Below are 15,652 nucleotides of genomic sequence, written 5' to 3'. Positions count from 1 at the left end.
TAGTGCGATGTACGGCCGACGGGCCTGTTCCGGCCACTCCCCGCCCCTCGCCGGCGCGCCGCACAGCGACGAGATCCGGCCGGAGTCGAGGACTCGACCTGCCGGGCCCGTAGACGCGCCCATTCTGCTACGAGGTGCGGAACTCCTCATACAACCACGTGCAGGAAGTGGGGAGGTTGCATGGGTGTCGGGTCACAGGCGGCTGAATCCAGCCAAAAGGGGGCGCCCCGGACGCCGTGGGTACGGCGGCCGGGGCGCGGAGTCGCAGCGGTCGGGAACCGGTCAGATCCCGTCGGTGTAGAGGAGTCGGTCGGGTGAGGTCTTGCTCACCGTGAGGATGTCCTTGGTGGACTGCTCCACGAGCCACTGGTGGACCTGTGCCGGGCCTGCCGCGGGGTTGGCGGCCTTGTACAGCAGCGCGACGCCGGCGACGTGCGGGCTGGCCATCGAGGTGCCGTCGAGGGCGATGCTGCCGCCGCCGAGCTTCGCCGAGAAGATCGCCTTGCCCGGTGCGTACAGGTCGAGGCAGAGGCCGAAGTTGCTGAAGTCGGTCTCGACGTCGTTGTGGTCGGTCGCGCCGACGGTGAGCACGCCGGTGGCGCTGGCGGGCGAGTAGTCGCAGGCGTCCTTGCCGTCGTTGCCGGCGGCCACGACGGGGAGGACGCCCTGGCCTGCGACGTTGGCCGCGGCGTCGTTGACGGCCTGGTTGCGACCGCCGCCCAGGGACGCGTTGACGACGGCGGGCTGGCGGGCGTTGCGCGCCACCCAGTCGAAGCCGGCGATGATGCCGGACCACGCGCCGCGGTTGTTGCAGCCCAGCACGCGCACGCTGACCAGGCGGGCCTGGCGCGCGACGCCGAAGGTGGCGCCGCCGACCGTGCCGGCGACGTGGGTGCCGTGACCTGCACAGTCGGCGCCGGCCTGCCCGTCGCCGATGGCGTCGAAGCCGAAGACGGCCCGCCCGCCGAACTCGGGGTGCTCGTAGTCGATGCCGGAGTCGATGATGTACGCGGTGGCGCCGACGCCGCTGCCGTTCACGCCGAACTCCTGGTTCAGCGGCAGGTACGGCTGGTCGATGCGGTCCAGCCCCCAGCTGTACGCGTGGTACAGGGGCTCCGTCGCGGCGACGGGCCCTCCGGTGGCGGTGCCGTCCTCCTCGACCGCTTCGACGGCGGGCAGCGCGCGCACCGCGGCCAACTCGGCGGGCGTGAGCTTGGCGGCGAAGCCGTTCAGCGCCGAGGAGTAGGTGAAGAACGGCTTCACCGCGGGGACCGCTTCCTCGACGGCGGACTCCGGGCTCGCCCCCTTCTTCAGGGTGACGATGTACTGCCCCGGGATCGGGGCGGTGGCCCGGCGCAGCGGCGCGGGCTCGGAACGGGTGGCTCCCGTGCTGAGGGACGGCCCCGGCTCGGGGGCGGCTGACGCGGAGCCGGTGGCGGTCAGGGGTGTGGCGGCGGTGATGAGGGCGACCGCTGTCACGGCACAGGCACGAAGCCTCGTTTGCGTGGACATGGCTGCGACCCAAGCAAACCGGGACCCGTACGTCCATCACCGTGAGTGAGGGTTCACCACGTTGCGTTATTGTATGTCGATGTGTTTACCCGTTCGGAGTCATCGGCGGCTTCGGCGTCCGGGCGGCGGCGGTGCGGGTGATGTTGCGGGCCATCCCGCCGAACACCGCGGCGTGGAAGGGCGCGACGCTCCACCAGTACGCGTGCCCGAGGAGTCCGTGCGGGAGGAAGAGGGCGCGCTGCCGGTAGCGGGTCCGGCCGTCGGGACCGGGCTCGCAGCGCATCTCCAGCCAGGCGAGCCCGGGCAGCCGCATCTCCGCGCGCAGCCGCAGCAGCCGCCCGGGCTCGATCTCCTCCACGCGCCAGAAGTCGAGGGAGTCGCCGATCCTGAGCCGGGCCGCGTCGCGCCGGCCGCGGCGCAGCCCCACCCCGCCCACCAGCCGGTCCAGCCAGCCCCGCACGGCCCAGGCGAGGGGGAAGGAGTACCAGCCGTTCTCGCCGCCGATCCCCTCGATGACTCGCCACAGCGCCTCGCGGGGCACGTCGACGGCGATCTCGCGCTGGTCGGTGTAGAGGCTGCCGCCGGCCCAGTCGGGGTCGGTGGGCAGCGGGTCGCTGGGGGCGCCGGGCACGGCGGCGGACGACCAGCGGGTGGTCACCTGCGCTTCGCGCACCCGACGCAGGGCCAATGACACCGCGGTGTCGAAGTCGAGCGGGTGTCCGGGCGGCTCCGGCACGTACCGGGTGATGTCACGTTCGTGGCAGACCACTTCGTGGCGCAGGGACTCGGTGAGCGGGCGGGCGATGGAACTCGGCACCGGGGTCACCAGCGAGACCCAGAGGCTGGACAGCCTCGGGGTGAGCACCGGCACGGGCAGCACGAGCCGGCGCGGGAGGCCGGCGACGGCCGCGTACCGCAGCATCATCTCGCGGTAGGTCAGCACCTCCGGGCCGCCGACGTCGAAGGCGCGGCTCACGTCGGCCGGCATGTTCGCGCTGCCGACGAGGATCCGCAGCACGTCCCGTACGGCGACGGGCTGGATGCGGTTGCGCACCCAACGCGGGGTGACCATGACGGGCAGTCGCTCCGTGAGGTAGCGCAGCATCTCGAAGGACGCGGAGCCCGAGCCGATGATGACCGCGGCCCGTAGCACGGTGGTGGGGACGCCCGAGTCCAGCAGGATGCGACCGACTTCGGCACGGGAGCGCAGATGGGGCGAGAGGCGCTGCTCGGGGACGCCTCGCGGGGTCAGCCCGCCGAGGTAGACGATGCGCCGGACGCCCGCGGCGCGCGCCCGTTCGCCGAAGACGCGGGCGGCGCGGCGGTCGGTGGCCTCGAAGTCCCTTCCGGTGCCGAGCGCGTGCACCAGGTAGTACGCGACGTCGACGTCCCGCATGGCCTCGGCGACCGACGCGGGGTCGGTCACGTCGCCCCGGACCACCTCCACGCGGTCCGTCCAGGCGTGGTCGCGCAGTTTCTCGGGCGTACGGGCCAGGCAGCGCACCCGGTGTCCGGCGGCCAGCAGTTCGGGGACGAGGCGTCCGCCGATGTATCCGGTGGCGCCCGTGACCAGGCAGCGCAGGGGGCGCGTGCCGTCGGGCTCTGCGGGGGCGGTGCTCATGGCGCTCTTCTCCAGGGGTCCGTGGCGCTCGGGCGGTACGTCCCCAGGGTCAGGTACGCCGCGCCACGACGAGGTGCCGGGGGCCGCGCAGCAGGGGGCTGCGCCGGTAGGGCGGGGGGTCCGTCACCAGGCTCGGCTCGGACAGGTGTCGCAGGAGTTCTGTGAGGGCGATCTGCGTCTCGACGCGGGCGAGGGGCGCGCCGTAGCAGGAGTGGATCCCGCTGCCGAATCCGAGGTGCTGGTTGTCGGCGCGCGTCGGGTCGAACCGGTCAGGGTCGGTGAAGCGCAGCGGGTCGCGGTTGCCGGCGGCGAGGGCGAGGATCAGCGGCGCGCCGTGCGGCACGGTGACGCCGGCGACTTCGACGTCCACCAGCGGGGTGCGCTGCGGCAGCAGGTGGACGGGCGGCTCGTACCGCAGCAGTTCTTCCACGGCCGCCGGTACGAGTGCGGGCTCGTCCTTCAGCCGGCGCAGGGCGTCGGGGTCGCGCAGCAGGGTCAGCATGCCGTTGGTGATGAGGTTGACGGTGGTCTCGTGCCCCGCGATGAGCAGCAGTACGGCGGTGCTCATCAGCTCCTTGTGGGTCAGACCGCCCTCGGGGCCGTGGTCGTTGACGAGCGCCGAGAGCAGGTCGTCGGTGGGGTGGCCGCGGCGGCGGTCGGCGAGGTCTCCGAGGTACTGCGCCATCGCGTCCCTGGCGGCCATGGCGGCGCGGCGCTGTTCGGCCACGTCCCGGCCGGGCGTGGGGTCCGTCGCGGCGATCATGGTGTCGGTCCACTCGCGGATCTGCGGCACGTCGTCGTGGGGCACGCCGAGCAGTCGGCAGATGACGGTGACGGGGAGCGGGTAGGCGAAGTCGTCGACGAGGTCGATGCGGTCCCGGGTGCCGAAGCCGGCGATCAGCTCCCGGGCGATGTCGGTGATCGACTCGCGCATGGCGTCGATGCGCCCGGGGGTGTGCGGCGGGCCGAAGGGGCGCATGGCGATGCCGCGGAGGCGTTCGTGCTCGGGGTCGTCGAGGCTGATGAAGGCGGGCGTGCGGGCGTCGGGGCCGACGACGAGCGGGTCGGGTTCGGCGCGCTTGCGCAGGTCCGAGCTGATGCGGGGGTCGTGCAGCAGGGCGCTGATCTCGTGGTAGGTGCCGACGAGGTAGCTGCCGTCCCGCTGCTCGGCGACCTTGTGCTCGCGCAGTTCGGCGTAGAGGGGGTAGGGGTCGGCGCGGTTGGCGTAGTCGGTGATCCGCTCGAAGAGCGTGGCTGCGGAGGGAGGTTCGGCGGCGGGGGCGGGCATCGGGGAGCTCCTGGGGTGGGGCGGGCTCAGGTCTCGCCGCTCAGCAGCGTCAGCCGCCGGTCGGGCGCGTGGCCGGTGAGGGCGACCGTGGGGCCGTGGGAGAGCAGTGCGGGGTCCGGGACTTCGGAGGGCAGGGGCACCGCCGCCGGGTCCCGGTCGGCGGCGCCGCTCGGCGGGAAGGGCGCGCCGGCCTCGATCAGGGCGAGGTAGTGGTCGAGCCACTTGGCGCGGTTGACGCTGACGGCCGCGGTGACGCGACCGCGGTAGCCGTAGGCCGCGACGAAGCGTCCCTCGTCCGGCGAGCCCTGGGCGAAGACGACGCGGTCGGAGAAGGTCGGCACCCCGACGGACTTGATGTTCAGCCCGAACTGGCTGGACCAGAAAGCGGGCACGGTCAGGTGGGGACGGCGGTTGGCCGGGGCGCTGACCATGTTGTGCGCCGCGACCTCGGCCTGTGCCACCGCGTTGCCCCAGTGTTCCAGGGAGAGCATCTGGTACTCGAACAGCGGGTGCGGGAAGCGGGCCACGTCGCCGGCGACGAAGACGTCGTCCGTGACGATGCCGTACACGTCGAAGGCCCGACAGCCGGCGTCGCAGGCCAGGCCGCGCGCGCCGGCGGCGAGGCCGGATCCGGCCAGCCACTCCACGTTGCGCACGGCGCCCAGGCACACCACGGCGACGTCCGCCTCGACGCTCCGCCCGTCCGAGAACTCGGCGCCGGTCAGCCGGCCCCGTCGAGACAGGAGCCGGGTCACCGTCACGCCGCAGCGCAGGTCGACGCCGTGGGCGCGCTGCACGTCGGCGGCGAAGCAGCCGAGCCGGCCGCCGAGGGCACCGACGAGGGGCGCCGGGCCGCGTTCGGCCACCGTCGTGTCGATGCCGCGGGCCCGGCACGCGGAGGCGACCTCCGAGCCGGTGAACCCGGCTCCGATCACCAGCACCCGGCGGGGGCCGGCGTCCAGACGTTCGGCGAGTGCGGCGGCGTCCTGGTCCGTGCGGACCGTCAGCACCCCGTCGAGCCGGGCCTCGACCGCGTCGGGCCAGGGTCGGGCGCGCGTGCCGGTGGCGATGAGGACCCGGTCGTACGGCACCTTCTCGCCATCGGCGAGCAGCACCTTCTTCGCCGCCACGTCGAGGCCGGACGCGGGGACGCCGAGGTGGAAGCGTGCGTCGACGGGGCGGCGGCGCGGGAGCCCGGTGTCGACGGCCGGGACCCGGCCCGACAGCACCTGCTTGGTCAGTGGCGGCCGGTCGTAGGGGGCGCGGTCCTCGTCCCCGATCAGGGTGAGCGCCCCGGTGAACCCGGCGTCCCGCAGCGCCTCCGCGGCCCGCAGGCCGGCCAGTGACGCGCCGACGATGACGATCCGGCCGTCCGCAGGGCCCGGCGGCGGGCCCTCAGGCACCGTCGGCCCCTGCGGGCTCTCCGAAGGACACGGCGCCCACCGGGCAGGCGGCAGCGGCCCTGCGGACGCGTTCGTACTCCTCGGGAGCGGGTGCGCAGGCGTACCCCAGTGCTTCGTCGCCGCGCAGTTCGAACACCCGGGGGGCGAGGAAGACGCACTGGGCGTAGCCCTGGCACCGATTGAGGTCGACGACGATCCGCATCACGCGCTGCTGCTCCTCGGCTCGGCGGTGAACGGGCAAGAGGATACGTTTCCTCCCCGTTCCTCCCCGCTCGGCACGGCCGAGGTCGGATGCAGCGCACTCCCGATGGCCGTACGCGCGACCGCTCCGGGCGCCGATCGCCCCGCCGCGGCGCACGACGTGCGGCGCAACGGCTGGGCGTCGGGCCCGGAGCGGTCCCTTGCCTGCTACCCATGGCCGGTCGTGACCGGCCGGAGGTCGGTCAGCGGATGTTGACGTCGATGCAGGCGTAGAAGGCCATCGGGGTGTCGGCGATGTTCCACACCGCGAGGACCTTCTGCTTGCCGCTCGCGCCGCCGAAGTTCACCGAGTGCGAGACGGTGGCGCCCGGCCGTGCGCCGCCGTCGTTGAACTCGGCGACCTTCTGTCCGCCGACGTAGTACTGCCACGTGCTGGTGGCGTGCTGTGCGGTGAGGCGCCAGTTGAAGGTGGTCGACCGGCCGACGTCGGTGACCTTCCAACCCCTGCCGTCGTCGTCGAGTTCGCTGAAGCGGCCGTTTCCGCCACTACAGCTGCGGAGCCCCTTGGGGCCCTCCACGCTCTGCGGCTCGTACTTGATGTCCCCGCAGGGGACCGTGCGGGCTGCGCACTGCGCCTGGCGGCTCGGTGGCGAGGAGATGTACCCGTGCGCGCTTGCCGTGTTGGCCGGCAGCATGACCGCCAGGAGCGGGGCGACTCCCGCACCGATGGCGACGGCCAACTTCTTGCTTCGCTGCATGTCTGCTCCTTGAAGTGTGGGGAGGAGCGTGCGGGGCGGTGACGACGGACTGCCGGGACGGCGGCGGGCGTGGGGCACCAACCGCCGGGGGATCCCCGGAAGGGCCGTCGTCGAGCCCATTTGGTCTGGACCATACCCCCCATTGATGGTGAACAGTCAATAGGTTGAACCTGCATCGGCCCGATCGGGTCACCGATCGGGCCGAATGGATCACGCCTCAGGCGCTCACAGGGTCGACTTGAACAGCAGACGGTTCGGGGTGCCGCTGACGTTGCCCCGGATCACGTTGGCCGTGCTGTTGTTGATGAGCCAGTTGTTCAGCGTGGTGCTGGCGGTCTCGCCGTTGGCCGCCTTGTAGAGCGCCGCCACGCCCGCGACGTGCGGTGCGGCCATCGACGTGCCGCTCATGCTGGTGGTGCCGCCGCCCATCCGGGTGGAGGTGACGTTCACGCCCGGGCCGTACAGGTCGGTGCACCGGCCGTAGTTGCTGAAGCCGGCCTTGTTGTCGCCGGAGTCCGACGCGGCGATGGAGAGCGCGTTCGGTGCGCTGGCCGGGGAGTAGTTGCAGGCGTCCTGGTTGTTGTTGCCCGCCGCGACCGTGGTGTGGACGCCGGAGTTCGCCAGCGCGGTGGCGGCGTTGTTGAGGGCGGCCGAGTAGCCGCCGCCGAGGGAGGCGTTGGCGACCGCGGGCTTCGCCGCGTTCTGCCGGACCCAGTCGAAGCCGGCGATGATGGCGGAGAAGGAGCCGGAGCCCTGACAGTTGAGCACCTTCACGCCGCGCAACTGCACGCCCTTGGCGACGCCGTAGGTCGAGCCGCCCACGGTGCCGGCGACGTGCGTGCCGTGGCCGTTGCAGTCCTGGCCGTTGCCGCCGAAGGCGTCGAAGACGTTGCGCGCCCGGCCGCCGAAGTCCGGGTGCGCGGTGTAGATCCCGGAGTCGATGATGTACGCCGTGACGCCGGCACCGGTGCCGTTGTAGGTGTACGTGGTGTTGCGCCCGGTGCGCTGGTCTATCCGGTCCAGGCCCCAGGGTGCGTTGTTCTGCGTCGCGGCCGAGGCGGTCTGCTGGTCCTCCTCGATCGACGCGATCCGCGCGTCCGCGCGCAGCGCCGTGAGCTGCGTCGGGGTGAGGGAGGCGGCGAAGCCGTTGATGACCTCGTCGTACACGTAGTCGGTGTTGATCGACCGCGCCTTGGCGACGGCCGCCGCGTCTGTCCCCGCCTTGACGGTGACGATGTACTTCCCCTTGATCTCGCTGGCGGCCGGGGCTTCGGCGACCGCGACCAGCGGGGTGGGCGCGGGGGTGGCCGATCCGGTGGAGGGGATCAGGGCGAGCGGCAGGGCGAGGCCGAGGGCGCCGGCGGCGATGCCGCCGAGGTGGTTTCTGCGCATGGAGGGCTGACACCTTTCGTCGTCCGGCCGCGCGGATGCCGCGGGCCGGCAAGTGGGGGAACGCACCCGGGCCGCAGAGGTCTTGGGGAACCCTCGAAACGAGCCGGACTCGGGCGCGGAAGGTGGGACAGCTCGCCGCACGACAACGGCGGCGGTGGTGATGGTGCGCGACACGGCAGGAGGAGCGACGGCGAAGGGACGGCGGCGAGGACCGTCAGGCCCGACTGCCCGCCCCTCGTGACGGAATGTCAGAGCCGTGCCCCGACACGGTGGTTCAGGAGCGGGGTCGCCGCTTATCGGACCTCCGTGTCCGCAGTGCGATCGACAACATACCCCGCCGACCACCCATTGACCATGGTTGAAATGAGCATGACTGAACAGCGATACTGATGTCTTTGTGCCCGGCTCGGCGGGCCCTTCGCACACCGTTCGTTTCCGGCCAGTTCGATCGCTCTCCCTTGATCCATACGACGGCAAAGTCCTCTAGGCTCGTTCGCCATGGGGAATGCATACGACGAACTGACCGCGGACGGCCACGACGCGCAGCGCCCCGGCGCGCTCCCCGGCGCGGCGTCATGAGCGCCCTGTTGCAGCTCACGGACGTGCAGCACGGATACGACGGCCAGTCGGTCCTCAACGGGGTCAGCCTGAGCGTCGACGCCGGCGAGTGCGTCGTCCTGCTCGGCGAGAACGGCTCCGGGAAGTCCACCCTGCTGCGGCTCGCCGCCGGGCGGGAGGCGCCGGTGTCGGGGAGCGTCACGCTCCGCGGCAGCGCCGTCGACGAGGACGACTGGGCCGTGCGCGCCACCGTCGCGGCCGTGATGGACACCGGCACGGGCTATCCCGACCTCAGCGTCCGCGAACACCTCATGCTCGTCGCGCTGGCGCACGGCCTGGGCAAGGAAGCGGACGACGCTGTGGACGAGATGCTGGTCGAGCACCATCTGTCGGCGCGCGCCGACGCGCTGCCGCACCAGTTGTCCTCCGGACAGACCCAGCTCCTGGCGCTGGCCCAGGCCTTCATCCGGCCCGCTGAACTCCTCCTGCTCGACGAGCCGGAACAGCGGCTCGACGCGGATGCGCGCGGCCGGCTGGCCGAGCGGTTGCAGTCCCTGAAGGAACAGGGGACCGCCGTGCTCCTCGCGACCCACAACCGTCAGTTGGCGGACGCCGTGGCCGACGCCGAGTACACCGTGTCCGGCGAGGGCCTGCTGGTCGCGGGTGGGTCCGGTGACTGAGCTGGGCACGCACCCCGTGCAGACCCTGGACGAGGCCGACGCCGGACGGGTCACCGACGCGGTGCTGTCGCGGCTGCGCATGGTCCGCTCGCTGCGCCGCGAAGAGCGGCGCAAAAGCATCGCCTACACCCTGTACTGCACGGCCCTGCTGTTCGTGATCTGGGGGCTGCCGCTGCTGTTCGCCGCGGCGGACGCCGGCGCCGACGGGCGGCTGCGGGGGGCGGCGGCCGAGCGGGCGCTGTCCGCGCTGCCGACGACGCTGCCTGCCGTACTGGGCACCGTGACCCTGCTGATGGTCGGGCGGGCGCTGTGGCAGGGGCCGGTGCTGCTGGAGCGGGCCGCGCTGTCGTGGCTGCTGCCGCAGCCCGTGCTGCGCCGCGCCCTGCTGCTGCCCCGCTTCGTCGTCGCCGCGGTTACCAACACCTCCATCGGGACCGCCGTGGGAGCCGTCGGCGGATTCCTGCTGTACGCCCTCGGGGCGGGCTCCTGGTGGGCGGCGACCGGTGCGGGAGCGGTCGCCGGCGCCACGGTCGGCTTCGTCGGGACGTCCCTGGCCACCGCGGTCCAGTGCCACTGCGAGAAGGCGCAGTTGGCGCGTCGGTCGTGGATCCGGCTGACGGCGTGGGCGGTCGTGGCGCTCCTGTGGCTCCTCGCCGTCGTCTCGCTGGTGCACGGCCCGTGGGTCGCGGAGCACGTCGTGCCCTGGTCGGGACCGTGGGGCTGGGCCGCGTTGCCGCTGACGGCCATGGTGGACGGCGGTCCGCCGTCGGCCGTCGGCTGGGCGGGGGTCGCACTGTCGGCCCTGGTCCTGGTCGGGGCCGGCCGGATCGGGGTCGCTGCGGCCCCCCGGATCCCCACCCGGGTGCTGCGCACCCAGGCCGGCACCGCGCTGCGCGTCCAGGCGTCCCTGTACTCGCTGGACCTGCGGCAGGCGCGGACAGCCGTACGCGCCACGCGCCCCCGGGCCGCCGTCACCATGCGGCTGCCCCTCCCCCGCCGCAGCTGGCTCCTCGTCCCCTGGCGGGACGCGACCGCGCTGCTGCGGGCGCCCGGCCGGGTGGTGTGGGCCGTGGTCTGGGCGGCGGTGACCGTCGCACTGCTGTGCCTGGACGACGTTCCCGCTCCGGTCCTGCTGATGGCGCTACCGGCCGGATACCTGGCGGCGGCGCAGTTGGTGGAGCCGGCCCGGCTGGAGACGGACGACATCCGGCGCTCGGTGCACCTGCCCTGGCCCGCCCGGGTGCTGGCGCTGTGGCACGGCCTGGTGCCGTCGGTGGGGCTGCTCGTCCTGTTCGCCGCGGGCGCCGGGTCAGCCGCGGGCGCGGGCGTCTGGTCGGACCGGTTGCTGGTGCTGCCGGCGCTGGTGCCCGCGCTGGTCGGCGCCGCGCTTGTGAGCGCGTACCGCGGTCCCGTGCCCGTCCACTTGATGATCGGTTCCATGACGCCGCTCGGCGACACGGGGCCGCTCGGAGCGCTGCTGTGGCAGGCCCGCGGCCCGCTGGTGGCCCTGGGCGCCCTGGCCGTCGTGGACGGCCCGCTGCGCGGCGCGGAGTTGGGCGTCCTGGGGCTGCTGTGGCCGTTGGCCGTCGGGGCGGGGATGGCGTGGTGGCTCGGCAGAACGGCGCGCAGGACCATCAGCGGCGGATGAGCCACGGGCGCGCTCCGATGACGCCGCCCGTACGCCCCGGCCGTCGAGACCGGCCACTTCGTGGTGCCCGGGCACCACGCCCCAGGGCCTGTCCGTAAGTCCCGCCTGCCCGCGGTGCCCTTGGCTGCGCGAGGGAGGGCGCCGGCTCTGGACATGGCCGCCGTTTCCCTGCGGGAGCATTGGTCTCCACTGGCCGGTGGTGGGCTGTTCGCGCAGTTCCCCGCGCCCCTGGCGCCCCCGCCATAGGCCCGCGGGCTGGTTGGCCTCTGCGAGCCAGTGGGTGGCTTGTCGCGAGTTCCCCGCGCCCCTGATGTGCTGACCTCCGTCGTCCGTCTGCGGGCCACGACTAGCGCGTTCTTAAGGGGCGGAACTGTGCGAACAACCACGCACAACCCGCAGAGGCCGGCCAACGCGCGGGACTTCGTGGGCGCGGCCTAAGGGTTGTCCCGTAATCCCTGGTGGATCAGGGCGCGGCGTCAGATGCGGTGCATCACAGGGCGGAGAGGTCACCGCACACTGGATGCATGCGGTGATTCCGACAACGCGGCGTGGGGGTCCCACCGTGCCCGCAGGGCACAGGGGGAGTGCCGTAGCTGTCGTCGCGCGCCCGCCAGGGATTACGGGACAGCCCTTAGGCTGCTTGGGTGGCCATTGATCTGACTCTGCTGTCGAGCGTCGCCCATCGCGGGCGGGAGGTCACCGCTCCCCTGCTCCGCGGGCTGCTCGCACTGCTCGCGGGCGACGTGCGCCGGGGGTGCAGCGCTGACCGGCTCGTGGCCGGGCTGTGGGCCGACGAGTTGCCCGAACGGCCGGCGAAGGCGTTGCAGGTCCTCGTGTCCCGGGCGCGGGCGCTGCTCGGCCCCGACGTCCTGGTGACCACCCCGACCGGCTACCGGCTGGCGCTCGCCGAGGAGCAGGTCGACAGCTCAGCGCTGCTGCTGCACGCAGCCGCGAGCGCCGACCGGGCCAGGGGCGGGGACCACGCGGCTTCGTTGGCCGCGGCCGAAGCAGGGCTCGCGCTGTGGCCGGACGCCCCCGACGGGGCGGGCGGCACCGGCGACCCGGTCGCCGAGCTGCGCGCCGAACGCGCGCCCGTCCGCGGCGAACTCGCCCGGGCTCGGGCGCTCGCGCTCGCCCGGCTGGGACGGCACGCACAGGCCCTAGGACCGTTGGCCCTGGCCGCGGCGGAGCGTCCGCGCGACGAGGAGGTGCTCGGCGAACTCCTGCGCTGCGAGGCCGCGACGGCGGGCCCGTCGGCCGCGCTGACCCGCTTCGAGAGCTACCGGCGCGAACTGCGCGACGCACTCGGTACGGACCCGGGCGCCGCGCTCGGAGCCGTCCAACAGGAGTTGCTGCGCGGCACGGCGCCGGTGGGCCGGTACGGCGTACCGCACGAGCCGAATCCGCTGCTGGGGCGGGAGGCGGACGTCGCGGCCGTGGAACGGCTGCTGGGCACGGCGCGCGCCGTCACGGTCCTCGGTCCCGGTGGCATCGGCAAGACGCGGCTCGCGCACGCCGTCGGTCGCCGGGCCGGGCAACACCTGGTGTGTTGCGTGCCGCTCGCCGGCGTCACCGCGGACGAGGACGTGGCCGCGGAGGTGGCCACCGCGCTCGGCGCGTCCGGCGCCGCCGCCCCGGCCGACCCGGTGCCCGCGATCCTCCGCGCGCTCCGCTCGGGGTCCGTGCTACTGGTGCTGGACAACTGCGAGCACGTGGTCCGGGGCGCCGCCGAGCTCGTACGCACCGTGCTCTCCGCCGTCGAGGACCTACGGGTGCTGACCACCAGCCGCGCTCCGTTGGGCCTCACGTCGGAGGCGGTGTACGCACTGCCGCAGCTCGCCCCCGGCACGGCGGCGGAGCTGTTCGCCCAGCGCGCGCGGGCCGCCCGGCCCCAGGTGGCGCTGCCGCCGGACGCCGTGGCCGAGGTGTGCCGGCACCTCGACGGGCTGCCGCTCGCCGTGGAGTTGGCGGCGGCCCGGGTGCGGGTGCTGTCGGTCCCGGAGATAGCCCGCCGCATCGGCGACCGGTTCGCCCTGCTGCGCGGCGGGGCGCGGGACGCACCGGCGCGCCACCGCACGTTGCACGCGGTGGTGGAGTGGAGCTGGCACCTGCTCTCGCCGGACGCCCGCGCGGCGCTGCGCACGCTGTCCGTCTTCCCGGGCGGCTTCTGCGCCGATGCCGCGGAGCACGTGTTCGGTGGGCACGCGCTGTCCCTGGTGGAGCAGTTGGCCGGGCAGTCCCTGCTCACCGTCGCCGACGGCCCGGCCGGCGTACGGTTTCGGATGTCGCAGACCGTCCGGGAGTTCAGTGCGGTCCGCCGCGCGGAAGCGGGCGGGGACGAGACGGCGGTGGTCCGGTTCCTGGACTGGGCGCGGGACTTCGGCGTCGCGCACCACGACGTGCTCTTCGGCCCGGACCCGCTGGCCGCCTGGGCGCGGATCGGGGCCGAGAAGGACAACCTCGTCACGGCCCTGCGGCACGCCCTGGCCCGTGCGGACGGTCCCACCACCGCCGCCGTCACCGCGGTCCTCGCGGCCCTGTGGACCACCGACTCCAACCACCCCAGGCTCGCCGCCCTCGCCGCTGACACCGGACGGCCGCTGTCGCACTACCGCCCCGGTCCCGGGTACGTCGACGTCGCCCGCGCCGCCGCGGTGCTGTGTGCGGCGAGCCTGCTCATGGGCTACCGGCCGCACGCCGGAGCCGTACGCCAACTGGTCGTCCTGCGCCGGCTGCCCCCGGCGCCGCCGGACACGCTGCTGCGCGCCACCGCCGTCGTGCTCGGCGCGGTGCCCGAGATGGTGCCGCCCGCCCACGACGTGCTGCGGGGGCTCTGCGCCAGCGATCAGCCGCTGGTCGCCGGGGTCGCCGAGTACGTCGCCAGCCATGTGTGGGAGGACGCGCACGACGTCGAGCGCGCCCTCGCGTCGGCCCATCGGATGACGACCGCACTGGCGTCGGTTCCGCACCCGTCCGTGCAGGTCATGGGGTACGCCAGGCTGGGTGACATGTGTCTGCACGCGGAGCGGGGCGAGGAGGCGTACGGGCATCTCAAGGCGGCGCTCGCGGCGCTGCCGCGGCTCGGCGACGAGCACGACGCCATCGGCATCCGCAGGGGCCTCGCGCTCGCCTGTCTGCAGCGCGGCGCGTTGGACGAGGCCGAGCGATGGCTGGTGTCGGCGGAGGACGACGGCTCCCCCGACCTCGGCGGGCGGGCCGAACTGGCGCTCGCCCGTGGGCGTACGGAGGACGGTCTCGCGTTGTGGCGCCGCGCGGTGGAGCAGTTCGCCGGAGCCGCCGCGGCCGGCGGCGGTGGCGGTGGCGGTGGCGACCACCGGCTGGATCCGTGGGCGCTCCAGGTCCGGTCCGTGGCGGTGACGGCGCATGCGTACGCCGCGCGGCTCGACCTCGTCGGGCAGGTCGTCGACGGGCTGCGGACGCAGCTCGACGCGCTGCTGACCGGTCCGTCCCCGGTGCCCGGGGAGCTCCCGGTGATCGGCACGGTGCTGCACGCACTCGGCGTGGCCCGGCTGAGGACCGGTGACGCAGGTGGCGCACGGGCGGTCGCGCTGGCCGAACGGCTGCGGGTGCTGCGGGAGTTCCAGCCGACGATGTCGGCGGCCCGCGCGCGGCGGGCGGCCGAGGACGCCGACGGGGCGGCGTACGCCGACGCGGTGTCGACGTACGCCACCCTGGGGCGTCACGCGTTGCGGGCGGCGGCCCGGGAGTTCACCTCGGGTCGCGGTTGAAGAGCGACGTGGACCAGAGGTAGCCGAGCACCGCCAGCCCGATGCACCAGGCCACGGCCAGCCATCCGTTGTGGCCGATCTCGGTGCCGAGCAGCAGTCCGCGCAGGGTCTCGATGGCCGGGGTGAAGGGCTGGTACTCGGCGATCGGCCGGAACCAGCCCGGCATCGCGTCCACGGGGACGAAGGCGCTCGACACGAACGGCAGGATGACCAGCGGCACCGCGTTGTTGCCGGCCGCCTCGCCGTTCCGGCTGACCATGCCGACCGCGATCGCCAGCCACGTCAGCGCCAGGGCGACCAGCGCGAGCAGCACGTAGGCCGCCAGCCACTCCACGACGGTGGCGCGGGTGGCGCGGAAGCCGATGGCCACGGCGATCGCGCCGACGACGGTCACGCTCGTCACGGCCTTCACCACGCTGCCGACGACGTGTCCGATCAGTACGGATCCGCGGTGGATGGCCATGGTGCGGAAGCGGGCGACGATGCCTTCGGTCATGTCGTCGGCGACGGACACCGAGGTCCCGACCAAGGTGGTGCCCAGCGTCATCACGAGGATGCCGGGGACGAGGTAACCGAGGTATTCGGAGCGGTCGGCGCCGCCGCCCGCCATGCCGGCGCTCATCGTGTCGCCGAAGACGTAGACGAAGAGCAGCAGCAGGACGATCGGCATCAGGACGACGTTCAAGGTCAGCGCCGGGTAGCGGCGGACGTGGAGCAGGTTGCGGCGGAGCATGGTGGTTGAGTCGTGTACGGCGTGGGTGAGGGTGCTCATCGGGTGGTCTCCTTCGGCTGGTTCTGCTGACCGGCTTGGGTGGGGTGGGTGTTGGTGGTGAGGGCGAAGA

At 73.5% G+C, this 15,652-nt stretch carries 11 protein-coding genes; 3 read left to right on the top strand and 8 right to left on the bottom strand.

Features of this window, described 5'->3' with window-relative positions:
- Positions 1-282: 282 nt before the first annotated feature.
- The 7 genes from ABZ842_RS36430 to ABZ842_RS36400 form a co-directional block, all read right to left on the bottom strand.
- Positions 283-1,512: a S8 family peptidase gene (locus ABZ842_RS36430; protein ID WP_361547275.1), complete on the bottom strand. Its 1,230-nt coding sequence runs from the start codon at positions 1,510-1,512 to the stop codon at positions 283-285.
- Positions 1,513-1,597: 85 nt separating this feature from the next.
- The gene (locus ABZ842_RS36425; RefSeq protein ID WP_361547272.1) at positions 1,598-3,133 is read right to left on the bottom strand and encodes an SDR family oxidoreductase; all 1,536 of its coding nucleotides are present in this window, start codon (positions 3,131-3,133) and stop codon (positions 1,598-1,600) included.
- A gap of 49 nt (positions 3,134-3,182) precedes the next feature.
- Positions 3,183-4,421, bottom strand: coding sequence for a cytochrome P450 (locus ABZ842_RS36420; protein ID WP_361547270.1), 1,239 nt, complete (start codon positions 4,419-4,421; stop codon positions 3,183-3,185).
- 26 nt (positions 4,422-4,447) lie between these two features.
- The gene (locus tag ABZ842_RS36415) at positions 4,448-5,824 is read right to left on the bottom strand and encodes an FAD-dependent oxidoreductase (RefSeq protein ID WP_361547267.1); all 1,377 of its coding nucleotides are present in this window, start codon (positions 5,822-5,824) and stop codon (positions 4,448-4,450) included.
- Positions 5,817-6,026, bottom strand: a complete 210-nt coding sequence (locus tag ABZ842_RS36410; protein WP_361547319.1) for a ferredoxin — start codon at positions 6,024-6,026, stop codon at positions 5,817-5,819. The genes ABZ842_RS36415 and ABZ842_RS36410 overlap by 8 nt, the downstream gene beginning before the upstream one ends.
- Positions 6,027-6,267: 241 nt before the next feature.
- The gene (locus ABZ842_RS36405) at positions 6,268-6,783 is read right to left on the bottom strand and encodes a lytic polysaccharide monooxygenase auxiliary activity family 9 protein (RefSeq protein WP_361547264.1); all 516 of its coding nucleotides are present in this window, start codon (positions 6,781-6,783) and stop codon (positions 6,268-6,270) included.
- 225 nt (positions 6,784-7,008) lie between these two features.
- On the bottom strand, positions 7,009-8,175 hold the full coding sequence (locus ABZ842_RS36400; RefSeq protein ID WP_361547261.1) for a S8 family peptidase: 1,167 nt from the start codon (positions 8,173-8,175) through the stop codon (positions 7,009-7,011).
- A gap of 575 nt (positions 8,176-8,750) precedes the next feature.
- Between ABZ842_RS36400 and ABZ842_RS36395 the strand changes: the two genes are divergently transcribed.
- The 3 genes from ABZ842_RS36395 to ABZ842_RS36385 all read left to right on the top strand — a co-directional run bounded on the left by ABZ842_RS36395 (position 8,751) and on the right by ABZ842_RS36385 (position 14,810).
- A complete protein-coding gene (locus tag ABZ842_RS36395; protein ID WP_361547258.1) occupies positions 8,751-9,413 on the top strand; it encodes an ABC transporter ATP-binding protein in 663 nt (220 codons plus the stop codon).
- Entirely contained in the window at positions 9,406-11,061 is a 1,656-nt protein-coding gene (locus ABZ842_RS36390; protein ID WP_361547255.1) for a DUF6297 family protein, read from the top strand. The genes ABZ842_RS36395 and ABZ842_RS36390 overlap by 8 nt, the downstream gene beginning before the upstream one ends.
- Positions 11,062-11,705: 644 nt before the next feature.
- Positions 11,706-14,810, top strand: a complete 3,105-nt coding sequence (locus ABZ842_RS36385) for a BTAD domain-containing putative transcriptional regulator (RefSeq protein WP_361547252.1) — start codon at positions 11,706-11,708, stop codon at positions 14,808-14,810.
- Here the strand turns inward: ABZ842_RS36385 and ABZ842_RS36380 are convergent.
- Entirely contained in the window at positions 14,791-15,582 is a 792-nt protein-coding gene (locus ABZ842_RS36380; RefSeq protein ID WP_361547249.1) for an ABC transporter permease, read from the bottom strand. The genes ABZ842_RS36385 and ABZ842_RS36380 overlap by 20 nt on opposite strands.
- Positions 15,583-15,652: the final 70 nt, after the last annotated feature.

The sequence above is a fragment of the Streptomyces sp. NPDC047315 genome (assembly GCF_040643215.1).
Taxonomy (GTDB): domain Bacteria; phylum Actinomycetota; class Actinomycetes; order Streptomycetales; family Streptomycetaceae; genus Streptomyces.
Note: the sequence above shows the minus strand (reverse complement) of the source record. Positions and strands in the feature narration are given on the sequence as shown.